Source organism: Streptomyces sp. NPDC044003 (assembly GCF_056435185.1).
Genome location: NZ_JBWKFA010000002.1, coordinates 670,274 through 691,757, shown reverse-complemented (window position 1 = coordinate 691,757; position 21,484 = coordinate 670,274). Strand labels below are relative to the sequence as shown.

19 protein-coding genes are annotated in these 21,484 nt (G+C 71.3%); 8 read left to right on the top strand and 11 right to left on the bottom strand.

Annotated elements, in window-relative coordinates:
- Nucleotides 1–107: 107 nt before the first annotated feature.
- The 3 genes from AC07AW_RS09690 to AC07AW_RS09680 all read left to right on the top strand — a co-directional run bounded on the left by AC07AW_RS09690 (nt 108) and on the right by AC07AW_RS09680 (nt 2,560).
- Nucleotides 108–869, top strand: a complete 762-nt coding sequence (locus tag AC07AW_RS09690) for a DUF4097 family beta strand repeat-containing protein (RefSeq protein WP_478814890.1) — start codon at nt 108–110, stop codon at nt 867–869.
- Nucleotides 870–1,004: 135 nt separating this feature from the next.
- The gene (locus AC07AW_RS09685; protein WP_478814889.1) at nt 1,005–2,303 is read left to right on the top strand and encodes a hypothetical protein; all 1,299 of its coding nucleotides are present in this window, start codon (nt 1,005–1,007) and stop codon (nt 2,301–2,303) included.
- Nucleotides 2,304–2,335: 32 nt separating this feature from the next.
- The gene (locus tag AC07AW_RS09680) at nt 2,336–2,560 is read left to right on the top strand and encodes an FmdB family zinc ribbon protein (RefSeq protein ID WP_478814888.1); all 225 of its coding nucleotides are present in this window, start codon (nt 2,336–2,338) and stop codon (nt 2,558–2,560) included.
- A gap of 3 nt (nt 2,561–2,563) precedes the next feature.
- Here the strand turns inward: AC07AW_RS09680 and AC07AW_RS09675 are convergent, their stop codons facing one another.
- Genes AC07AW_RS09675 through AC07AW_RS09665 form a run of 3 tightly spaced genes read right to left on the bottom strand, consistent with a single transcriptional unit; the run spans nt 2,564 to nt 7,533 of the window.
- Complete coding sequence (locus AC07AW_RS09675; RefSeq protein ID WP_478815323.1) at nt 2,564–3,370, bottom strand: HAD family hydrolase; 807 nt, start codon at nt 3,368–3,370, stop codon at nt 2,564–2,566.
- Between the two features lie 14 nt (nt 3,371–3,384).
- Nucleotides 3,385–6,234 carry a phosphoribosyltransferase gene (locus AC07AW_RS09670; RefSeq protein ID WP_478814887.1) on the bottom strand — a complete coding sequence of 950 codons (2,850 nt, stop codon included), beginning with the start codon at nt 6,232–6,234 and terminating at the stop codon, nt 3,385–3,387.
- An 18-nt stretch (nt 6,235–6,252) separates the two neighbouring features.
- Nucleotides 6,253–7,533 (bottom strand): HpcH/HpaI aldolase/citrate lyase family protein, encoded by a 1,281-nt coding sequence (locus AC07AW_RS09665; RefSeq protein ID WP_478814886.1) that lies wholly within the window; start codon nt 7,531–7,533, stop codon nt 6,253–6,255.
- 177 nt (nt 7,534–7,710) lie between these two features.
- Between AC07AW_RS09665 and AC07AW_RS09660 the strand changes: the two genes are divergently transcribed.
- Nucleotides 7,711–8,616 carry a TerD family protein gene (locus tag AC07AW_RS09660; RefSeq protein WP_478815322.1) on the top strand — a complete coding sequence of 302 codons (906 nt, stop codon included), beginning with the start codon at nt 7,711–7,713 and terminating at the stop codon, nt 8,614–8,616.
- Between the two features lie 18 nt (nt 8,617–8,634).
- On the opposite strand, the gene AC07AW_RS09655 is transcribed toward AC07AW_RS09660, so the two are convergent.
- From AC07AW_RS09655 to AC07AW_RS09630, 6 genes are all read right to left on the bottom strand, one after another.
- A complete protein-coding gene (locus AC07AW_RS09655; RefSeq protein WP_478814885.1) occupies nt 8,635–9,372 on the bottom strand; it encodes a TerD family protein in 738 nt (245 codons plus the stop codon).
- Nucleotides 9,373–9,490: 118 nt separating this feature from the next.
- Nucleotides 9,491–10,639: a DUF475 domain-containing protein gene (locus tag AC07AW_RS09650; RefSeq protein ID WP_478814884.1), complete on the bottom strand. Its 1,149-nt coding sequence runs from the start codon at nt 10,637–10,639 to the stop codon at nt 9,491–9,493.
- 29 nt (nt 10,640–10,668) lie between these two features.
- Nucleotides 10,669–11,244 (bottom strand): TerD family protein, encoded by a 576-nt coding sequence (locus tag AC07AW_RS09645; RefSeq protein WP_041129058.1) that lies wholly within the window; start codon nt 11,242–11,244, stop codon nt 10,669–10,671.
- 84 nt (nt 11,245–11,328) lie between these two features.
- A complete protein-coding gene (locus tag AC07AW_RS09640) occupies nt 11,329–11,904 on the bottom strand; it encodes a TerD family protein (RefSeq protein ID WP_026058190.1) in 576 nt (191 codons plus the stop codon).
- A 149-nt stretch (nt 11,905–12,053) separates the two neighbouring features.
- Complete coding sequence (locus tag AC07AW_RS09635) at nt 12,054–12,512, bottom strand: peroxiredoxin (RefSeq protein ID WP_478814883.1); 459 nt, start codon at nt 12,510–12,512, stop codon at nt 12,054–12,056.
- Nucleotides 12,513–12,643: 131 nt separating this feature from the next.
- Nucleotides 12,644–13,066 carry a DUF3052 domain-containing protein gene (locus AC07AW_RS09630; RefSeq protein ID WP_093876287.1) on the bottom strand — a complete coding sequence of 141 codons (423 nt, stop codon included), beginning with the start codon at nt 13,064–13,066 and terminating at the stop codon, nt 12,644–12,646.
- Between the two features lie 448 nt (nt 13,067–13,514).
- On the opposite strand from AC07AW_RS09630, the gene aceE reads away from it, so the two are divergent.
- Together aceE and AC07AW_RS09620 are read left to right on the top strand one after the other, a co-directional pair.
- A complete protein-coding gene (aceE, locus tag AC07AW_RS09625) occupies nt 13,515–16,247 on the top strand; it encodes a pyruvate dehydrogenase (acetyl-transferring), homodimeric type (RefSeq protein WP_478814882.1) in 2,733 nt (910 codons plus the stop codon).
- 87 nt (nt 16,248–16,334) lie between these two features.
- Nucleotides 16,335–17,147: a potassium channel family protein gene (locus AC07AW_RS09620; RefSeq protein WP_478815321.1), complete on the top strand. Its 813-nt coding sequence runs from the start codon at nt 16,335–16,337 to the stop codon at nt 17,145–17,147.
- Here AC07AW_RS09620 and AC07AW_RS09615 read toward each other — a convergent pair.
- On the bottom strand, nt 17,128–17,616 hold the full coding sequence (locus AC07AW_RS09615) for a peptidase inhibitor family I36 protein (protein WP_478814881.1): 489 nt from the start codon (nt 17,614–17,616) through the stop codon (nt 17,128–17,130). The two genes, AC07AW_RS09620 and AC07AW_RS09615, sit on opposite strands and share 20 nt — an antisense overlap.
- 131 nt (nt 17,617–17,747) lie before the next feature.
- On the bottom strand, nt 17,748–19,370 hold the full coding sequence (locus AC07AW_RS09610) for an MFS transporter (RefSeq protein WP_478814880.1): 1,623 nt from the start codon (nt 19,368–19,370) through the stop codon (nt 17,748–17,750).
- Nucleotides 19,371–19,492: 122 nt separating this feature from the next.
- Here AC07AW_RS09610 and AC07AW_RS09605 point away from each other — a divergent pair, with 122 nt between their 5' ends.
- Both AC07AW_RS09605 and AC07AW_RS09600 read left to right on the top strand, forming a co-directional pair.
- Nucleotides 19,493–20,131 carry a TetR family transcriptional regulator gene (locus tag AC07AW_RS09605; RefSeq protein ID WP_478815320.1) on the top strand — a complete coding sequence of 213 codons (639 nt, stop codon included), beginning with the start codon at nt 19,493–19,495 and terminating at the stop codon, nt 20,129–20,131.
- Between the two features lie 112 nt (nt 20,132–20,243).
- Entirely contained in the window at nt 20,244–21,455 is a 1,212-nt protein-coding gene (locus AC07AW_RS09600) for an alpha/beta hydrolase (protein WP_478814879.1), read from the top strand.
- Nucleotides 21,456–21,484: the final 29 nt, after the last annotated feature.

Sequence of the window (21,484 nt, the reverse complement as noted above, 5' to 3'; positions counted from 1 at the left end):
GCGGGGGGTAGCCCCACCCCTGGGACGGTGGGTCGCCTGATCGTGACCTGGGGTAGTGGCGTCGTAGCGTCGGGGGGTCGTCGTGTCTCTCTGGGGGAAGGATCGTCATGGCCGTAGGTCGCCCGTTCCGTGTGCTGCTCGCTTCCGGGGTCGCCGTGCTCGCGCTCGCCGGGTGTGGGGCGGTCGCCGATGCCGAGGGGGCGCCGGTGGAGCGGAGGGCGTTCGCGTTCGACGGGGACGCGCTCACCGTCGACTCGGACGACTCCGATCTGGTGATCACGCCCGCCGACGTCGACGGCGTGCGGGTGGAGCGGCAGGTCGACGGGTGGGTGGTGATGGGGTCCGGGCCCGAGGCGAGCTGGGAGCTGGTGGACGGGCGGCTCACGTTGCGGGTGGACTGTGATGCCATGGCGGCGAGCTGTTCGGCCGTGCACCGGATCCAGGTGCCCCGCGGGGTCGCCGTCACCGTCGAGGGCGGCAACGGGGACGTGAGCGTCGAGGGCTTCACCACGCCTCTCACGGTGCGGGCCGACGACGGGGACGTACGGGTGCGCAAGGCCAGTGGGGCTCTCGATCTCGGGAGTCAGGACGGGGACGTGAGCGTCGAGGACTCCGTCAGCTCGCCCTCCGTCGCCGTCCGGTCCGACGACGGGGACGTACGGATCACCCTCGCCGCCGTCCCCCGCGACGTCGACGTCGCCACCAAGGACGGTGACGTCGACGTTGCCGTGCCGAAGGCCGAGTACGAGGCGACCGGCGCCAGCGACGACGGTGACGTCCGTGTCGATGTGCCCCTCCGTGGTGGCAGCGGGCATGTCGTGAACCTGCGCAGCGACGACGGGGATGTCACCGTCCGCACAGTGAACTGACCGGGCCGTGTGTTCGTCCTTACCGGGTGGGAGAATGAACCGGACCGGGCACGGCGGACACAGCACGGGGAGAAGTACGTGGCGGCGAGTGACGTGAGGGGTACTTCGGCGCCCAGGCATACCTCCGCGTTCCGGTTGGCTTTCGCGCTTCCCCTGCTCGTGGGCGCGCTGCTGCCGCAGGCCTTCGCCGGCGGCGGGACCCGCCGCTGGTTCGGCGGGCGCGGGGAGGGGCAGCGGGCCGAGGCCCAGGCCGCCAAGGACGCCGCCGCTGCCGCCTTCTACGAGCTCGACACCGCCCAGCGCGGGCTCCGCATCTCCATCGAGACGATCACCGCCGTCGACAGCTCCCCCGAGGCGCGTCGCGCCGTCGACGGGTTCGAGGCGCTCGGGCGGCGGATCGACGAGGTCAGCCATCTGTACATCGATGCCGTCGATGCTCATGACCTTGATCGGGACGAGTTGGATGCGGGCAGTGCGTCGCGCGCCCGTGCCGAACTCACCCGTGCCAAGGAGGAGCTCGACCGCGTCAAGGGCGAGTTGGACCGGTTCGAGGAGGGCCTCGCCCCGCTCCTCGGGCGCGCCGAGACCCAGCTCGCCCGCCTCGCCCCCGCCGTCGAGCGCGCCCGGCAGGCGCTGCGGGGTGCGAGCGGTGCCCTGGATGTCGTACGCGAGGGTGGGCTGCGCGCCGATGACCTCGCCGCGCGGCTCGCCGCGCTCGGGCCCGAGCTGACCCGCCTCAACGAGGGCGCGGGCCGGCACGGCGTCACCGAGACCCTGCAGCGTGCCGACCGGGTGCTGCGGGACGCCGAGGCCGTACGCGCCGAGGCCGAGCGGCTGCCCGAGCGGGCCGCCGAGATCGACAAGCGGCTGGTGTCGCTCCGTACCCGCACGGAGGCGCTCACCACCCGCGCCGGGGGCGTCGAGCCCGTCCTCTCCGAGCTGCGCCGGCGGTACTCGGCGGCCTGTTGGCAGGACCTCCAGCACGTGCCCGAGCAGGCCGTCGTGACCCTCCGGCAGGCCGAGGAGCGGCTCGCCGAGGCCGGGAAGGCGCGGGCCGAGCAGCGCTGGCCCGACGCCACCTCTCTGCTCTCCACCGTCCGCGCGCTGCTCGACTCCACCGACGAGGCCGTCTCGGCCGCCGGGGAGCGGCTGCGCCGCCTGGACGCCGTCGCGAAGGACCCGAAGGCGGAGATCGACCGCACCCGGTTCGCCGTACGGGACGCCCAGCGGCTCGCCATGGCCGGGCGGAACACGCCCGACCCGCGCCACGCCCGGCCCCTCGACGACGCCGTCTCCCGCCTCGACCGCGCGGTCGACGGGCTTGAGGGCCGCCACCCCGACTACTGGCACTTCCTGACCGAGCTGGAGGCCGTCCGCGCCTCGGCCGCCCGCGTCGTCGGCCTGATCCGGGAGGAGCGGGGAGCCGCGCACTGATGCCCGGCAGACCCCGCCGTTAGCCTGGTCCCATGCCTCGTTACGAATACCGCTGCCGCACCTGCGGCGACACCTTCGAGCTCAGCCGTCCCATGGCCGAGTCCTCCGCTCCCGCCGCCTGCCCCGCCGGGCACGACGACACCGTGAAGCTGCTCTCCGCCGTCGCCGTCGGCGGAAGCTCCTCCGCCGCCCCCGCTCAGGGCGGTGGCGGCGGTGGCGGCGGTGGCGGTTGCTGCGGTGGGGGCTGCTGCGGCTAGGGCCTAGACCGCTGCCGCCGCCCTGAAGCGGCGGAGGATCTCCTCCCCCGCCGCGACCCCGCGCTCCGCGAGGACGTCGAGGTGGGGGGCCGTCCAGTCGCTGTCGGCCAGTTCTCCGTGGCCCGGGCGCCAGGCCCGGTCCGCGGCGAGCAGCAGGTCGGCGTCGAGGAGCGAGTCCCCCGCCGCCAGGGTGAGCGTGGCGCCGGTGCGGCGGGCGACCTCGCGGACCGCCGCGCTCTTGGTGAGCGGCTTCGGTACGGCGTACACCTTGCGGCCCTGGAGCGAGACGGTCCAGCCGCGGTCCCCCGCCCAGGTGCCGAAGCGGTCCAGCCAGTCCTCGGGGAGCCGCTCCCGCTCGACGACCAGGTAGGCGAAGAGGTCCTCGGCCACCCGGTGCTTGCGTACCCAGGACAGGTCCGTGGTGGCGGTGAGGTAGGCGCGGATCTCGGAGAGCGGCGCGCATTCCTCGGCGAGCCTGCGGACGACGGACTCGTGCCAGTCGCGGTCGGAGACGCCGTCGACGAGGATGTGCCCGCCGTTGGCGCAGATCGCGTACTTCGGTGCGGTGCCGGGGAGTTGGATGCGCTGGTACTGCTTGCGCGTCCGCGTCGTGGTGGGGACGAAGACGGCTTCGCCGGTCAGTCGCGCCAGGAGGTCCGCCGCGTCCTCGGTCATGTACGAGAGCGGCTTGGACTCGTGGACCTCGACGCAGAGCAGCCGGGGCGCCTGGGCGTCCGGCATGCCGAGGGCGAGGGCCGCGGTCGAGTAGATGAGGGTGCGGTCGAGGTCGCTCGCGACCAGGGTCTTCACGCTGGTGGGGCTGCTCACTGGGACACCACCGCCTTGCCGTCGGCGCCTGTCGCGCCTCTCGTGTACTGAGGGTGGATCAGTCCCACGCAGCTGTACGGGAGTTCGTCGACCTCCTCGACCGGCACCCCGCGCTGCTCGGCGAGCAGTCGGACGTGCGCGAGGTCCGCGTCGGCGCCCCGCTTGGCGAGGATCTTCCAGGGGACGCGGCGCAGCAGCACGCGCGTGGTCTCGCCCACGCCCGGCTTGACCAGGTTGACGTCGTGGATGCCGTACTCCTCGCTGATCCGCTCGACGGCCGCCCAGCCCTCCCAGGTGGGGGTGCGGTCGGCGGCCAGGAGCTCCTTGACGTCCGTGTCGACGGTCGCGGCGACCTCGTCGAAGCGGGCGGCGACGGCGTCCAGGAAGGCCACGGACACATCGACCTCGGCCAGCTCCCGGTAGAACTTGGCGCCGTGGAAGTCGTCCGGTCCGACCAGGTCGGAGCGGAGGACCGTACGCGATATCAGGCCGGAGACCGTGGAGTTGAGGCACGCGGAGGGGATGAGGAAGTCCTCGCGGGTGCCGTAGGTGCGGACGCAGGAGCCGGGGTCGGCGAGGACCGCGATCTCCGGGTCGAAGCCGTCGAACTCCTTGACGGCTTCGGCGAGTTCGCGGGTGATGGCTCCCTTCCCCGTCCAGCCGTCGACGAACACGACGTCGGCCGGGTCGTGGTGGGCGGCGAGCCAGCGCAGCGCGTTGGCGTCGATGCCGCGGCCGCGCACGATGGAGACGGCGTAGTGCGGGAGGTCGAGGCCGTGGCGGGCCTTCGCCCAGCGGCGCATGAGGACGCCGACGGGGGTGCCGGCCCGGGCCAGGGACACCAGGACGGGTCGCGTGGACCGCTCGGCGAGGACGGTCTCGGTGACCGTGCCGACCGCGCGGGCCATGCGGGCGGCGGAGCTCTCCAGGGCCGCGTGGAAGAGGTTCTGGTAGCGCTCGCTGGGCTGGTACTCGACAGGGAGCGACTCGGCGTAGTGGGCGCCGCCGCTCTGGATGGCCTCCTCGCGCTCCTCGGTGGGGGCTTCGAGTTCGACGTCCGAGAGGTCCTGGAGCAGCCAGCCGACCTCTTCGGGGGCGTACGAGGAGAAGGCGGGGCCGCGGAGGGGCTCGGGCAGCATGGAGCTCCTTTCGGGAGCTTCGGTGGCTTCGGTGACGCGGACCGTGGGTGTGGAGGACGGTGTGTAGGACGGGATCACCGCGAGCACGACGCGCGGGATGTGCGCGGCGAGCTGCGCGAGCAGACCGTCCGGGGCGTGCAGGGCCGGGGTGTCGGCGGCGGAGTCGACGACGAGGACGACGGCGTCGAAGCCCGCGCCCACGACGTTGTAGGCGTAGCGCTCGCCGGGTCCGTCGGCGGGCGCGTCGTGGGCGGGGAAGACGAGCCGGGTGCGTATCGCGTAGCCGGGGTCGTCGACGGCGAGGACGGGCGAGCGGGTGGTGGTGGAGTAGCGGACGTCGTGGCCGGTCTCCTCCAGGGCGGTGCCGAGGCGCAGCGGCGCGTACATCAGCTCCTCGAAGCCGAGGACGAGGACGCGGGGCCCTGCGGGGGGCGCGGCGGGGGCGTCCTGGGCCACCGGGTCCTCCTGGGCCTGCCGGGTCACCAGGGCCACCGGGGCCTCCTGGACCTCCCAGGTCACCGGGGCCTCCCGGGTCACCGGGGCCTCCCGGGTCACCGGGGCCTCCCGGGTCACCGGGGCCACCCGGGTCACCGGGGCCACCCGGGCCTCCTGGGCCACCGGGGCCTCCAGGACCTCCTGGACCTCCCGGGTCACCAGGGCCTCCTGCGCCTCCTGCGCCTCCTGGGTCATCGAGGCCTCCAGGACCTCCCCTGCCACCGGGGCCCCCAAGACCTCCCCGGCCAGGGCGGCGGGCCTTCGTTCGGTCTCCTGGGCCTGCCCTGGAGTGGCCGGGGGCTCTGTGGTGCCGTGGGCCCGTTCCCCCGCGCCCGGGTGGCGTCGCAATGCCTCGGCGATCGCGCCCGCCATCCCCGGCAGGGCCGCCTCCAGGCGTTCCCGGTGTTCGGTCGTGAAGCCGTGCCGTCCGCCGTCGGGAAGCTCCTCGGGCCAGCCGAGTTCCACCCGTACGGGTGCCTCCCGCGGCGCGCGGGGGTGCGGCACGGCGGCGGTGCCTTCGTGTTCCGCCACCAGTGCCTGGCCCTTCTCCAGGACCCCGGCCGGGAGGCGGACCGTGCCCGCTGCGCCGGCTATCAGGTCGACGCGGGCGCCGATCTCCGTCGCGAAGGCGTCCAGGCGGCCGAGGTCGGCGGCCGAGCGCATGTCGACGAGGGCCACCACCACGTACCGCCCGCGCGGGTAGCTCTCGTGGAGGTCGCGGATGGTGTTGAGGACCGTGTTGCCGGTGGAGAACTCGTCGTCGACGAGGACGAGCGGGCCGTCGCCGGCGAGGAGCTTCGGGTCCTCGGGGAGCAGGAGGTGCGAGGTGGCGTGGGAGTGGGACTCCTCGAAGCCGCCCGCGCGGGCGACGCCGGCCACCGGACGGCGGGTGGAGTGGAGGTACGGGGCGAGGCCGAGGCCGTCGGCGACGGCGTGCCCGAGGGCGGTGGCCGTCTCCGCGTACCCGAGGACGACGGACCGGGCGGCCTCCTCGTCGCCGAGGAGCTCGCGCACGCGCCGGCCGAGTGCGAGGCCGGAGCCGTACACGACGGAGGGGCGCTGCGGCACGTGCTTGCCGAGGACGCTGGAGACCAGCAGGTGCGCGCGCTTGGGGTTGCGACGCAGTGCGAGGCCCAACAGGGCCGGCAGCTCCTCGTCGCCGATCAGTTCGACGCCCAGTCGCTCCGCGACCCACGTTCCGGTCCACACCACGTCGTCGACGTCCCTTCGTCAGCCGGCCAGGCCGGCGGTGAGCAGATCCACGAAGCCGACGTCCTCCTTGGCGACGCCGAAGACCTCGGCGCGCAGGAGGGTGCGCTCGGCCCACGCGCGATGCGGCTTCACTTCGTTCATCTTGTTCGTGTAGGCGGAGCGGAGGACTCCGCCGCCGTCCCGCTCGGGCCGCAGGATGTCCCGGGCGTCGCTCCACTCCTCGTGGCTGACGACCGAGAGGGCGTGCACCGGCACCACGTGGGTGGGGTGGATGCAGGTCTTGCCGAGCAGGCCGTTGGCCCGGTCGAGTTCGATCTCGCGGAGCAGGCCGTCGAGGTCGTGCTCGATGAGGGCGGTGCGCAGGTCCTCGGCGCGGCCTTCGAGGAAGGGGCTGCGGCGCAGCTGTGGCTTGAACATGCGCTCGCCGGGGCGGAAGTACTCCCAGACGGGTCCGGTAACGGTGAAGCCGGTGCCGTCGGAGCGGCCGAGGACGTTGACGACGTCGGCGATGACGTTCGCGACGATCTTGATGTCGTAGGCCGTCATGTCGGGCGAGCGGCGCAGCCCGTAGGCGGAGCAGAAGTCGGTGACGCCGAGGCGGAGGGCGAGGACGCGGTCGCGGTACTTGTCGGTGATCGAGGCGATCCCGGCGAGGGTCTCGGCCCGGGTCTCCAGGTGGAGGAGCTCGGGGGACTCGAGGACGGGCATGGCGAAGAGGCGCCTGCCGCTCGTCCGCTCGGCCTGGGTGAGCGCTTCGAGGAAGGCGTGGCCGCGGGTCTCGGTGAACTTGGGCAGTACGAATCCGGACAGCAGGCGGACCGAGGCGCCGAGGCGGTCGACGAGGTCGGTGATCTGGTGCGGTTCGCGGACCCGGATGAAGAGCAGGGGGAGGTCCGTGGCGGTGTCGGCGTCCGTCACGGTCCCGGCGGCGGGGTCTTCGGAAGGTCGCGTCCCTGCGGGGTCTGCGGAAGGTCGCGTCCCTGCGGGGTCCGCGGGGTATCGCGGCCTGGTGGTGGGGTCCGCGGCGAGGTCGGCGAAGTGCCGGACGAGGTTGGCCTCGCCCGCCTCGACCTCGGCGTCGCTGATGGAGTCCTCCAGGCAGAGGACCATGGAGACCACTCCGCGACCGGCCTGTTTGCGTACGGCGTCGGCGAGCCGGGGCCGGGTGGCCGGGCTGTAGAGCGTGGCGCCCAGGGCCACGGCGAGCGTGCGGGCGGGCGAGTCGGCGGTGAACTCGGCCGGCTCGCGGTGGAACAGCCCGGTCCGCACCGCGGACGGGATGTGCCCGAAATGACGCATGTAAATCCCCCGCCTGCCCCTCCGGGCCCTGATGACATGTGGCCGGTAATAGTACGTAGGTACGGGTGTCCTTAGTTCCCTCCCTGCATGAAATTCAGGTAACTCGTCAGCATCCGTCACCCTGTCCCGTTATCGGTGGCGCCCCCGCGTTGTCCGCGGGTCGGGCGGGAGGGCAGGATTGCCGTCATGACGCACGCGATGCTGAAGGGCTCCAACGTCCCTCTCGACACCGCGGCCGTACGGGCCGTGCTCTGCTGGACCCCGGGCCCCGGGGTCCCCGACGTGGACGCTTCGGCCCTGCTCCTGGGGCCGTCGGGGCGTGTGCGGTCCGACGAGGACTTCGTCTTCTACAACCAGCCGCGCCACCCCTCGGGCCTGGTGCGGCGGCTGCCGAAGAAGCGGGTCGCCGAGGGTCTGACGGACACCGTGGAGGCCGATCTGGCCGCGCTCGACGTCTCGGTCGACCGGGTGGTGATCGCGGCCTCCTCCGACGGCGGCACCTTCCGCTCCGTCTCCGACCTGCGGATCCTGCTGTACGACGCGGTGGGCGGGGCGGAGCACGAGCCGCTGGCGCTGTTCGACGTGACGGCGGAGACCGGCGAGGAGACGGCGGTCATCTGCGGCGAGCTGTACCGGCGCGGGGACGCCTGGAAGTTCCGCGCGGTGGGCCAGGGCTATCCGACGGGTCTGGTGGGCCTCGCCACGGACTTCGGCATCTCGGTCGACGAGGACGCCGCACAGGAAGCCGCACAGGCAGCCGCACAGGAAGGCGGACAGGGAGGCGGGCAGGAAGGCGGACAGGGAGGCGGGCAGGACGCCGCTCAGGGCGCCGCTCAGGCCCCCTGGGGCCCCGCCGGCGCGCACGACCCCGATCTCGATCGGACCGTGGTCCACACCCCCGTACCGCCGCAGCCGACGGTGCCGCCCATGCCTGACCGGGCGCCCTCCTACGGCTACCCCCAGCAGCAGGAGAACGCCCCGGCCCCCGCGTACGGCTACCCCCAGCCGGTGACCGCCCCCGAGCAGAACCCGGCACCGGAGTTCCGCATGCCGCCGATGGGACCCCAGTTCGTCCGGTCGTAAGCAGGACGGGGGCAACGGCTACGCCTTGGTCTTGTAGCCGCGCCCCCACTGGAGTCCCCAGCCGTACAGCCGGTCCAGTTCGGCCTGGAAGCCGTACACGAACCGCACTTCGCGGCGGACGGTCAGCTGGCCCTTGACGTTCTCCATGGAGAAGACGGCGCAGGAGCGGGCCTGCGGGGCGCGCTCGTCGAGCTCGATCTCGATCCGGGGGCCGTTGCTCGGGTAGAGCGTGACCTTGGCGTGCGTACGGTCGAAGGCCGGCGTCTGGTCGTAGATGTACACGAAGAACAGCAGCCGCTTGATCTCGTCCCGGTGGTCCAGGTTGACGAAGATCGTCTCCCCGGAGGAGCCCCCGAAGCGGTCGTCGCCGCTCAGCTTCACGTACGGGGCGGCGTTGAGGTCGCCGAAGAAGCCGCCGAGCGGCTGCACGACCCCCTTGCTGCCGTCGGTGAGCTCGTAGAGACAGCCCAGGTCGAGGTCGACGTTGACCATGCCCTGGGTGTGGGCCTGGACGACCTCGGGCTTGAAGAACTGGGCGGGGTTCCGCAACAGCCGTCCGCTTTGGCGCGAGCGGCCCTCGATGTCGGAGGTCCGCATCCGCCAGGAGAGGTTCACCCGCAGGTTGCCGGTGGCGGCGCCCTGCTGGGTGAGCGAGACGGTCGGGCGCCGTTTCGTCAGGTCGATCGAGTTCGATGCGGCGCTGCCCGAGTCGAACTGCGCCGCCCTGCCCGGAAACAGGTTGTCCCAGAAGGCCATGTCGCCTTCACCCCCCACTGGTCGTCAACACCGCGGTCGTCAGCACCGCGCACATGCCTGCGGGGCGGCCGGATGCACCGGCCGCCCCGCAGGGAAGCATTCCTCGCTGCCGGGGGTGTCACACCCCGGACGACACCTCGGTCTTGTCGCCCGAGGAGCCCGAGCCGCCCTCGGCCGCCGCGAGCCGCTGGTTGCGGCGGACGGAGGACCAGAAGGACCAGCCGATGAGCGCGACGCCGATGCCGCCGGTGACGATCTCGGGGATCTCGTACTGGATGGTGATCATGAGGACCACGGCCAGGGCGCCGATCGCGTAGTGGGCGCCGTGCTCCAGGTAGACGTAGTCGTCGAGGGTGCCCTGGCGGACCAGGTAGACCGTCAGCGAACGGACGTACATGGCGCCGACGCCGAGGCCGAGCGCCATCAGGACGATGTCGTTGGTGATGGCGAAGGCGCCGATGACACCGTCGAAGGAGAAGGAGGCGTCGAGGACCTCCAGGTAGAGGAACATGAAGAAGGCGGCCTTGCCGGCGAGCTGGACCACGGAGACCTTCTTGCCCGTGCGCTTGGCCTCTTCCTCGGCCTCCTGCTCGGCCTCTTCCTCCTCCTCCAGCTTGTTCTCGAAGTAGCCGGAGAGACCGCCGACGACGAGGTACGTGATGAGGCCGGCGATGCCGGAGATCAGAACCGTCTGCGCCTTGTCGACGTGCGCGCCGCCGTGCTGGTGGGCGTGGGTCGCGAAGGTCATCGAGGTGATGAGCAGGACGACGAGCGCGATGCAGACCGACAGCATGTCGACCTTGCCGAGCTTGGCCAGCGGGCGCTCGATCCAGCGCAGCCACTGGATGTCACGCTCCTCGAAGATGAAGTCGAGGAAGATCATCAGCAGGAACATGCCACCGAAGGCGGCGATCGACGGGTGCGCGTCGGTCACCAGCTCCTGGTACCGGTCGGCGTCGTTCAGTGCGAGATCGACGGCTTCGATGGGGCCGATCTTCGCGCTGATCGCGACGATCACGACGGGGAAGACGAGGCGCATGCCGAAGACGGCGATGATGACGCCGATCGTGAGGAAGATCTTCTGCCAGAAGGCATTCATCTTCTTCAGGATTCCGGCGTTGACCACCGCGTTGTCGAACGACAGGGAGATCTCGAGGACGCAGAGGATCGCGACGATCCCGAACGCCTCCCACCCCCCGTAGATGACCGCCACGGCCAGGCCGATCACAGTGATCGCGAACGACCAGCCGAAGGTTTTCAGAATCACTGTCTACCCCATCGTGAAATTACATGGCTTTACGAAACGTTGACCCCGAAGTCTAGAGCGATGCCCCGGAGCCCGGACGCGTACCCCTGTCCCACCGCCCTGAACTTCCATTCGCCGTTGTACCGGTAGAGCTCACCGAAGATCATCGCGGTCTCCGTGGAGGCGTCCTCCGAGAGGTCGTACCGGGCGAGTTCCTGGCCGTCCAGCTGGTTCACGACGCGGATGAACGCATTGCTGACCTGGCCGAAGCTCTGGCCGCGGTTGTCGGCGTCGTGGATCGACACCGGAAAGACGATCTTGTCGCAGTGGGCCGGCACCTTGGTGAGATCCACGATGAGGGACTCGTCGTCCCCGTCACCCTCGCCGGTGAGGTTGTCGCCGGTGTGTTCGACGGAGCCCTCGGGGCTGCGGAGCTGGTTGTAGAAGACGAAGTACTCGTCCCCGAGCACCCGGCCGGCCTGGCACAGCAGCGCGCTGGCGTCGAGGTCGAAGGGGGCTCCGGTGGTGGAGCGCGCGTCCCAGCCGAGCCCCACGAGGACCTGGGTGAGGTTGGGTGCGGCCTTGGAGAGGGAGACATTGCCTCCCTTGGCGAGCGTGACGCCCATGATTCGGTTCCTCCCCGGTGGTGATGAGGCACGTCCGGCGCCGCACGTGAGGTGCGGCGCCGGACGGTTCGTACGGTGCTCGGCTCAGACGTTGACGCCGAAGTCCTGCGCGATGCCGCGCAGACCCGAGGCGTAGCCCTGGCCGACGGCGCGGAACTTCCACTCGGCACCGTGGCGGTACAGCTCGCCGAAGACCATCGCGGTCTCGGTCGATGCGTCCTCGGAGAGGTCGTACCGGGCGATCTCGGCGCCGCCGGCCTGGTTCACGACGCGGATGAACGCGTTGCGCACCTGGCCGAAGGACTGCTGGCGGTTCTCGGCGTCGTAGATCGAGACCGGGAAGACGATCTTGGCCACGTCGGCCGGCACGGTGGCCAGGCTGACCTTGACCTGCTCGTCGTCGCCCTCGCCCTCGCCGGTGAGGTTGTCACCGGTGTGCTCGACCGAGCCGTCGGCGCTCTTCAGGTTGTTGAAGAAGACGAAGTCCTGGTCGTTGCGGACCTTGCCCTCCTCGCTCACCAGGATGGCGCTGGCGTCGAGGTCGAAGTCCGTACCGGTGGTGGTGCGGACGTCCCAGCCCAGACCGACGGTCACGGCGGTGAGGCCAGGGGCCTCCTTGGTCAGCGAGACGTTGCCGCCCTTGCTGAGGCTGACTCCCACGAGTCCCTCCATAGGTTTCCAGGGGCAGCGCCCCCAGTCGTGCGTTGGCATCGGATCAACGTCTGGATCCTAGTGACGGGTTCCCGGTCGAAACAGTCGATTCGCCCGGTGAATCCGTGGGTGTCGGGTCCCGGCGGGCCCCGGGGCGCTCAGAGCGCCTTGAGGGCCTCGATGTATTCGGCGGCGTCGCGGGCGTCCGGCAGGGCGTTCACGACCGTCCAGCGGACGACGCCCTCCTTGTCGATGACGAAGGTGCCGCGGACCGCGCAGCCCTTCTCCTCGTCGAAGACGCCGTAGGCCCGGGAGGCCTCGCCGTGCGGCCAGAAGTCGGAGAGCAGCGGGAACTCCAGCTCCTCCTGGTCGCCGAAGACGCGGAGGGTGTGGATGGAGTCGTTGGAGACGGCGAGGAGCTGGGTGTCGTCGTTGACGAACGCCGGGAGGTTGTCGCGGAGCTCGCGCAGTTCACCGGTGCAGACGCCGGTGAAGGCGAAGGGGTAGAAGAGCAGCACCACGTTCTTCTCGCCGCGGAAGCCGGAGAGCCGCACGGTCCGGCCGTGGTTGTCCTTGAGCTCGAACTCCGGGGCCTTGGTGCCGACCTCGATCGCCATCGCGTACGCGTCCCTTTCGACGGGTCCCGGGGCTTTGGGCCGTATCGGTGAACCCGGGTGGCTCCCACCCTACGGCCTGCGCACGAAAGCCCCCGCCGGCGGACCGGCGGGGGCTTCTCGCAGCGTGGTGATCAGCGCTTGGGGGCGGCCAGACGGGTGCCCGACCAGTCCTTGGCGACGCTGATGCTCTTGGTCTGGGAGAGACCCGCTGTCTGCGCGGCATCCTGGATGTCGGACGGCTCGATGTAGCCGTCGCGGCCGGTCTTCGGGGTCAGCAGCCAGATATTGCCGCCGTCCTCCAGAAGACCGATGGCGTCCACCAGGGCGTCGGTGAGATCGCCGTCCTCGTCACGGAACCACAGCACGACGACGTCGGCGACGTCGTCGTAGTCCTCGTCCACGAGGTCCTGTCCGATGACGGACTCGATGCCTTCACGGAGATCCTGGTCGACGTCGTCGTCGTAGCCGATCTCCTGGACCACCTGTCCGGGCTCGAACCCCAGCCTCGCTGCCGGGTTGGTCCGCTCCTCCGCGTGGTCCGCGGTCGCGCTCACGGCTTGCCTCCTGCTCATTCGGAAAATCCTGTGGGCCGCGCGTATGCGCGCGGCGCTGGCCGTAGTCCACACGTGCCGGGGCGGATCGCGCAAGTACCCGGCCGCCGAGACCGCCGAAACGGTGACGTTTGGGGCCGTCTCGCCGCAACTTCCGGCATCGTCGGACCCTCCTCCACGATCAGGCACACACGGTTCGTCCCGTTCTGCTGGCTTCTGCGGTTTCAGTCTGCCGAACGCCCGGACGAAACGCATGCGCGGGTTGGGCGTAAGGTTGCGATTTGACCGCACAGAACAGCCGGATCGACCGCACCGGACATCTGGAGGGCAGGGCGAGGCACCCCCGGGGGTTACCCCTCGGTAAATGTGACGTCTGGCGTCGGCGGGGTACACGATGGACATCCCGACAGCCCGTGGCCCCGTGGGCACCACCGAACAGCGAAGGAAGAGCGTGGCTCCCGGATCCGATCGCAACCCGATCATCATTGGCGGCCTTCCCAGCCAGGTCCCGGATTTCGACCCGGAAGAGACCCAGGAATGGCTCGACTCCCTCGACGCCGCCGTCGACGAGCGGGGCCGTGAGCGGGCCCGCTACCTCATGCTCCGCCTGATCGAGCGGGCCCGCGAGAAGCGCGTGGCCGTGCCCGAGATGCGCAGCACGGACTACGTCAACACCATCGCCACCAAGGACGAGCCGTTCTTCCCCGGCAACGAGGAGATCGAGCGCAAGGTCCTCAACGCCACCCGGTGGAACGCGGCCGTGATGGTCTCGCGCGCCCAGCGCCCGGGCATCGGCGTCGGCGGTCACATCGCGACCTTCGCCTCCTCGGCCTCCCTGTACGACGTCGGCTTCAACCACTTCTTCCGCGGCAAGGACGAGGGCGACGGCGGCGACCAGATCTTCTTCCAGGGGCACGCCTCCCCCGGCATCTACGCCCGCGCGTACCTGCTCGACCGGCTGGACGCGACGCAGCTCGACGCCTTCCGCCAGGAGAAGTCGAAGTTCCCGAACGGCCTTTCCTCGTACCCGCACCCGCGGCTGATGCCGGACTTCTGGGAGTTCCCGACCGTGTCGATGGGCCTCGGCCCGCTCGGCGCGATCTACCAGGCGCGGATGAACCGGTACATGGAGGCGCGCGGCATCGCCGACACCTCCAAGTCCCACGTCTGGGCGTTCCTCGGCGACGGCGAGATGGACGAGGTCGAGTCGCTCGGCCAGCTCTCCATCGCCGCCCGTGAGGGTCTGGACAACCTGACCTTCGTCGTCAACTGCAACCTCCAGCGGCTCGACGGCCCGGTCCGCGGCAACGGCAAGATCATCCAGGAGCTGGAGTCGATCTTCCGGGGCAACGGCTGGAACGTCATCAAGCTGATCTGGGACCGCTCCTGGGACCCGCTGCTCGCGCAGGACCGCGACGGCATCCTGGTCAACAAGCTGAACACCACCCCGGACGGCCAGTTCCAGACGTACGCCACGGAGACCGGCGGCTACATCCGCGACCACTTCTTCGGCGACGACCACCGGCTGCGGGCCATGGTCGAGGGCATGTCGGACCAGCAGGTCCTGCACCTGGGCCGCGGCGGTCACGACCACAAGAAGATCTACGCGGCCTACGCGGCGGCGAAGGGCCACGCCGGCCAGCCGACCGTGATCCTCGCGCAGACCGTCAAGGGCTGGACGCTCGGCCCCAACTTCGAGGGCCGCAACGCGACCCACCAGATGAAGAAGCTGACGGTCGACGACCTCAAGCGCTTCCGCGACCGGCTGCACATCCCGGTGACGGACCGGCAGCTGGAGGAGGGCCTCCCGCCGTACTACCACCCGGGCCGGAACTCCGAGGAGATCCAGTACATGCACGACCGCCGCAAGGCGCTGGGCGGGTACGTCCCGACCCGGGTCGTGCGGGCGAAGCCGCTGGTCCTCCCCGACGACAAGGCCTACGCGGCCGCCAAGAAGGGCTCGGGGCAGCAGTCGATCGCCACCACGATGGCCTTCGTCCGCATCCTGAAGGACCTCATGCGGGACAAGGAGATCGGCAAGCGCTTCGTGCTGATCGCCCCCGACGAGTACCGCACCTTCGGCATGGACGCGTTCTTCCCGAGCGCCAAGATCTACAACCCGCTGGGCCAGCAGTACGAGGCGGTGGACCGCGAACTCCTCCTCGCCTACAAGGAGTCGCCGACCGGCCAGATGCTGCACGACGGCATCTCGGAGGCCGGCTGCACGGCCTCGCTGATCGCCGCCGGCTCGGCGTACGCCACGCACGGCGAGCCGCTGATCCCGGTGTACGTCTTCTACTCGATGTTCGGCTTCCAGCGGACCGGCGACCAGTTCTGGCAGATGTCCGACCAGCTGGCGCGCGGCTTCGTGCTCGGCGCCACCGCCGGCCGGACGACGCTGACCGGGGAGGGTCTCCAGCACGCGGACGGCCACTCGCACCTCCTGGCCTCGACCAACCCGGCCTGCATCGCCTACGACCCGGCGTTCGGCTTCGAGATCGCGCACATCGTCAAGGACGGTCTGCGCCGCATGTACGGCCCCGAGGCCGAGGACGTCTTCTACTACCTGACCGTCTACAACGAGCCGATCCAGCACCCGGCCGAGCCGGAGAACGTGGACGTGGACGGCATCCTCCAGGGCATCCACCGCCTCAAGCCCGGCGAGGCGGGCACGATCCCGGCGCAGATCATGGCCTCCGGTGTCGCCGTGCCGTGGGCGATCGAGGCGCAGCGGATCCTCGCCGAGGAGTGGAACGTCAAGGCCGACGTCTGGTCCGCGACCTCCTGGACCGAGCTGCGCCGCGAGGCCGTGGCCGTCGAGGAGCACAACCTGCTCCACCCGGACGAGGAGCAGCGCGTCCCGTACGTGACCCGCAAGCTCCAGGGCGCCGAGGGCCCGTTCGTCGCGGTCTCGGACTGGATGCGCACGGTGCCGGACCAGATCTCCCGCTGGGTTCCCGGCTCGTACACCTCGCTGGGCGCGGACGGCTTCGGCTTCGCGGACACGCGCGGCGCGGCCCGCCGGTACTTCCACATCGACGCGCAGTCGATCGTGCTGGCGGTGCTGACCGAGCTGGCCCGCGAGGGCAAGGTCGAGCGCTCGGCCCTGAAGCAGGCCGTGGACCGCTACCAGCTCCTCGACGTGGCGGCCGCCGACCCGGGCGCGGCGGGCGGCGACGCCTGACGCCGGTCGTTCGTTTCGGCTGGTGAGGGCGGTGGGACGCGGTCCCGCCGCCCTTCGCCATTCCTTACGATGCCGGTCATGCCCGTCATGAAACTTCGCTGGGAAGAGCGCACCCAGACGCCGCTCCTGGTGCTCGCTGTCGCGTTCGGCGTCGCCTACGCGGTGCCGATCGTGGCTCCCGGCGCCGAGCCGTGGGTGCACGGGCTGTGCACGCACGTCGAGTGGGCCGTCTGGGGTGCCTTCGCGCTCGACTATCTCGTCCGTCTCGGGCTCGCCCCGGACCGCTGGCGCTTCGTCCGCGGCCATCCGCTGGACCTGCTCGCGGTGATACTGCCGATGGTGCAGCCGCTGCGGCTGCTGCGGGTCGTCTCCACGCTCCTCCTCGTGGGTCGGCGGGCCCGGATGGCCCCGCAGATAACGCTCACCACGTATGTGGCGGGCGCGGTGGTCGGGCTGATGATGTTCGGCTCGCTGGCCGTGCTGCACGTGGAGCGGGACGCGCCGAACGGCAACATCAAGACGCTCGGGGACGCGGTGTGGTGGTCGTTCACCACGATGACCACGGTCGGCTACGGCGACCACGCGCCGACCACGGGGCTCGGCCGGATCCTCGCGGTGGGCCTGATGCTCTCGGGCATCGCCCTGCTCGGTGTCGTCACGGCCAACATCGCGGCCTGGTTCATCTCGCGCTTCGACCGCGACGACGCGGTGGAGCGCCGGCAGACCGAGCTCCTGGAGGCGCTCACCCAGGAGGTCCGGGAGCTGCGCGCCGAGGTGGCGCGGCTGTCGGCCCCGCCGGGACCGGGCCCGCACGAACCGCCCGGTCTCCCCGGCCCGTCGGGCCCGCAGGAACCGCCGGGCCCGCACGAGGTCCCCTCGCCTACCGCTCCCAGAGCTTGAACGCTCTGACCTCGTAGGCCGTCTGCGGCACCCAGGTCCCCCGCCCCGGGTACGTCTCGAACTCCCCCGTCTCCCCGCATTCGGCCGACTGGTAGGTGGTGACGGGGCGTCCGGTGCGGTTCGCGAGGGACTGGGCCGAGGTGCCGGGCGGCAGGGCGACGCAGCTGTCGATGTCGGTCGTGGCCAGCTCGTGCGTCCACGGCCTGCCCTTGAAGTCGGGCTTGGGCCAGAGGCAGAGCCGGCCCGGTCCGCAGGCCCCGAGGGCGGTGCCCCCGGCAGGTGCGGCGCCCGCGGGCGCGGCACTCGCGGGCACGGCGCTCGCGGGCGCGGCGCTTGCGGGCGCGGCGCTTGCGGGCGCGGCGCTTGCGGGCGCGGCGCTTGCGGGCGCGGCGCTTGCGGGCGCGGCGAGGAGTGCGGTCAGGACCGCCGCGATCGTGAGAGCGGTCTTCGTATACACGCTGACGTACATGCTGATGAACCCCCGTTTCGTCACTCTCTGTAATCACGAGAATGGCGGAGGTCTCCCCGCGACGGAAGAGGGGCCGCCCCCGTTCACGCGAACGGGTGACGGCCCCCTACGGGAACCCTGACGGGCGGACGTCAGATGTGACCGCCCATGCCGCCCGCCTCCGCGTTCTCGCCGCGCTTGGTGAGCGTGGCCACGAGGGCCGCGACGACGGCGACGCCGCCGGCGACGGTGAAGGCCAGGCCCATGCCGTCGAGGAAGGTGTCGTGGATGACCCCGGTGATCTGCTGGAGGAGCCCGGGAGTCATCCCCGGCGCCTGGGCCAGCTCCGGCGGGGCCATGCCGAACTCGGCGGCCTGCTCCAGACGCGGGTCGGCCGGGACCGGGATGCCGGCCTCCTTCCAGTTGCCCGCGAAGGCGTCGGAGACCTTGGAGGACATGACGGCACCGAGCACCGCCGTGCCGAGCGCGCCGCCGACCTGCATGGCGGCCTGCTGGAGACCGCCGGCCACGCCGGAGAGTTCGAGCGGCGCGTTGCCGACGATGACCTCGGTCGCGCCGACCATGACCGGGGCGAGGCCCAGACCGAGCAGGGCGAACCAGAGGGACATGGCGAGGGTTCCGGTGCCTGCGGTGAGCGTGATCATGCCGAACATCGCGACGGCCGTGCAGACCATGCCGCCGACGAGCGGCACGCGCGGCCCGAACCTGGTGATCAGCGCGCCGGCCAGCGGCGAGGAGACGATCATCATCGCGGTCAGCGGCAGCAGGTGCAGACCGGCGTCGACCGGGCCGAGTCCCTTCACGCCCTGGAGGTAGAAGGTCACGAAGAAGAGGCCGCCCATGAAGGCGAAGGCCATCAGGACCATCAGCACCACGCCGGCCGAGAGCGGCACGGAGCGGAACATGCCCAGCGGGATCAGCGGCTCCTTGACCTTGGTCTCCCAGAAGGCGAAGACCGCGAACAGGACCAGCGCGCCGATCAGGCAGCCCCAGGTCTTGCCGCTGGACCAGCCCCAGGACTCGCCGGCCTTGATGAGGCTCCACACGAGGGAGGCCATGGCGCCGGAGAGCAGCAGGATGCCGAGGATGTCGAAGGAGCGCGGCGCGTTCTCGGCGCGGTGGTCCTTGAGGATGACCAGGCCGAGGACGAGCGCGAGCACGCCGACCGGCACGTTGATGAAGAAGACGGACTGCCAGTTGACGTGCTCCACGAGGAAGCCGCCGAGGATCGGGCCGCCCGCCGTGGACGCGCCGATGACCATGCCCCAGATGCCGATCGCCATGTTCAGCTTCTCGGCGGGGAAGGTGGCGCGCAGCAGGCCGAGCGCGGCCGGCATCAGCAGGGCGCCGAAGAGGCCCTGCAGGACGCGGAAGGCGATCACCGCGCCGATGGAGTGGGACAGGCCGATCGCGCCGGAGGCGGCGGCGAAGCCGGCGATGCCTATGAGGAAGGTCTGCCGGTGGCCGAAGCGGTCACCGAGCTTGCCGGCGGTGATCAGGGCGACGGCGAGGGCGAGCAGATAGCCGTTGGTGATCCACTGGACCTGGGCGAGGGTGGCGCCGAGGTCCTCCTTGATGGCCGGGTTGGCGATGGCGACGATCGTGCCGTCGAGCGCGACCATCATCACGCCCACGGCGACGGCGAACAGCGTCAACCACGGGTGGCCGCGCAGTCCCTTCGCCGGGACCGGTACGGGTTCCCGGGTGTCCCCCTGACCCTGCGGGGCCTTTTCCACGGTGGTCTGACTAGTCATGCGAACGAGGCTAATGACAGTCACTGACAATTGACAAAGCGATTCACGCGTCGGTAACTGTCACGTAGCTCACAGGTAGGCTGAGCGGACGAAATGCCGGAAAAGAGGACCCCGACGTGACCGTGCCCGTGCCCGGACTGCGCGAGCGGAAGAAGCAGCGCACGCGCGACGCGCTGATCCGGGTCGCCCTGGAGCTCTTCACCACCCAGGGGTACGAGCGGACCACCGTCGACGAGATCGTCGACGCCGTGGAGGTCTCCCAGCGCACCTTCTTCCGGTACTTCTCCTCCAAGGAGGAGGTCGCCTTCGCCGTCCAGCAGATGGTGGAGGAGCGCTTCGTGCACGCCCTCGGGCAGCGCCCCCCGGAGGAGGCGCCCCTCGACGCGATGCGCAACGCCGTCCTGTGCGCCTGGGACACCATCGGCGAGGCGATCGCCGAGGTCGTCCCCGTCGAGCTGCACCTGCGCACGTACCTCATGATCGAGTCGACGCCCGCGCTGCTCGCCGTCCATCTGCGCCGCTCCACGGAGACGGAGGAGACCCTCGCCCGGATCATCGCCGCGCGCGAGGGCCTCGACGTCGACGAGGACCCCCGCCCCCGGATCGCGGTGGCGGCGTTCGGCGGGGTGATGCGCGTCACTGGCCAGATGTGGGGCCGCGGTACGGACCAGAGCCTGGAGGCCATCAGGGCGCTCACCGAGGAGTACCTCGACCACCTCGGCCCGGCTCTGGCCCCGCACTGGCGGGAGCGGGAGGGATAGGGCCCCGGGGCCTGTCCGGCGGACCAGGGCGGACCCGGCCATGATCCACCGGACGGGCCCTGGGACCCCGCAGGTCCGGGGCCGTCATCTTCGCCCCGTAGGGTGGCCGCCCGTGACCTCCGTCGATTCCTCGCCCGCCGTCGTCGCCACGCGCGCGCTCCTCGCGCTCGCCGTCGTGTTCGTGCTCCTCGCGACCACCGGGTGGACCACCATCCGGCACCGGCCCGTGCCCTGGCCGTCCCGCGAGGCAGCGCTCGCCGCCTGGGCGCGCGACCGGATCGACCTCCGTCCGCTGCCCGACCCGGCCGCCCCGGCCCGTACCGTCGCCGCCTTCTTCGCCGGACTCGGCCCCGCGGAGGGCGACCGGCTCGCCGCACGGCATCCGCTCGTCGTCGGCAACCTCAACGGCGTCCCGGTCTCCCTGCGCTACCGCGCCAACCGGATCACCCTCGCGCGCGCGTACGCCGCCGAGCGCGGCCGGGTCGACGACACCAGGCTCTCCCCCGAGGGCCGGCACGAGGCCCGGCGCCGCGTCGACCGCTTCGCCTCGCTGATGCGGCCCGGCCGCCAGGTCCTCGCCTTCGACCCGACCGGTACGGGGCGGGCCGCCGAGGTCCTCGGGGACCTGGAGCGCGCCCGGCGCGTCTCGGTGATCGTGCCGGGCGTCGACACCAACCTGCTCACCTTCCAGAAGACCCACGGCCGGTACAGGGCCCCGGTCGGCATGGCCGAGGCCCTCTACGCCGCCGAGCGGCAGGCCGCGCCCCGCGCGCGCGTGGCGGTGGTCGCCTGGGCCGACTACACCGCGCCCGCCGGGATCGGCGTCGACGCGATGACCGGCCGGCTGGCCGAGGAAGGAGCCGCGCGCCTGGTCGGGCTCACCGAGTCGCTGCCCCCGCAGACGCGCGTGGCGCTCTTCTGCCACAGCTACGGTTCCGTGCTCTGCGGGGTCGCCGCGCCCCGGCTGCCCGCCCGGGTGACCGACGTGGCCGTGGCCGGAAGCCCCGGGATGCGGGTCGAGCGGGCGGCCGAACTCGACAGCCCCGCGCACGTGTGGGCCATGCGGGACACCGACGACTGGATCGCCGACGTGCCGCACCTGGAGGTGGCCGGGCTCGGGCACGGCGCCGACCCCGTCGCGCCGGAGTTCGGCGCCCGGCTGCTCTCCGCGCGCGGGGCACTCGGCCACAGCGGCTATTTCGAGCCGGGTACGGAGAGCCTCGGAAACTTCGCCTCGATAGGCGTCGGGGCCTACCCGAGGCTGATCTGCGCACGTGCCGACAGCGCTTGCCACGACGGAATATCCGGCACGGAAGGGCTCTGACGCGCGTAGATCACGCAATTTCGGGACCT

Bases quoted from the DNA above. Each gene is read 5' to 3' on its own strand.
- AC07AW_RS09665 (WP_478814886.1), bottom strand. From the start codon at position 7,533: ATGCGTCATTTCGGGCACATCCCGTCCGCGGTGCGGACCGGGCTGTTC.
- AC07AW_RS09610 (WP_478814880.1), bottom strand. From the start codon at position 19,370: ATGACTAGTCAGACCACCGTGGAAAAGGCCCCGCAGGGTCAGGGGGAC.
- AC07AW_RS09635 (WP_478814883.1), bottom strand. From the start codon at position 12,512: ATGGCGATCGAGGTCGGCACCAAGGCCCCGGAGTTCGAGCTCAAGGAC.
- AC07AW_RS09620 (WP_478815321.1), top strand. From the start codon at position 16,335: ATGAAACTTCGCTGGGAAGAGCGCACCCAGACGCCGCTCCTGGTGCTC.
- AC07AW_RS09645 (WP_041129058.1), bottom strand. From the start codon at position 11,244: ATGGGCGTCACGCTCGCCAAGGGAGGCAATGTCTCCCTCTCCAAGGCC.
- AC07AW_RS09615 (WP_478814881.1), bottom strand. From the start codon at position 17,616: ATGTACGTCAGCGTGTATACGAAGACCGCTCTCACGATCGCGGCGGTC.
- AC07AW_RS09680 (WP_478814888.1), top strand. From the start codon at position 2,336: ATGCCTCGTTACGAATACCGCTGCCGCACCTGCGGCGACACCTTCGAG.
- AC07AW_RS09690 (WP_478814890.1), top strand. From the start codon at position 108: ATGGCCGTAGGTCGCCCGTTCCGTGTGCTGCTCGCTTCCGGGGTCGCC.
- AC07AW_RS09655 (WP_478814885.1), bottom strand. From the start codon at position 9,372: ATGGCCTTCTGGGACAACCTGTTTCCGGGCAGGGCGGCGCAGTTCGAC.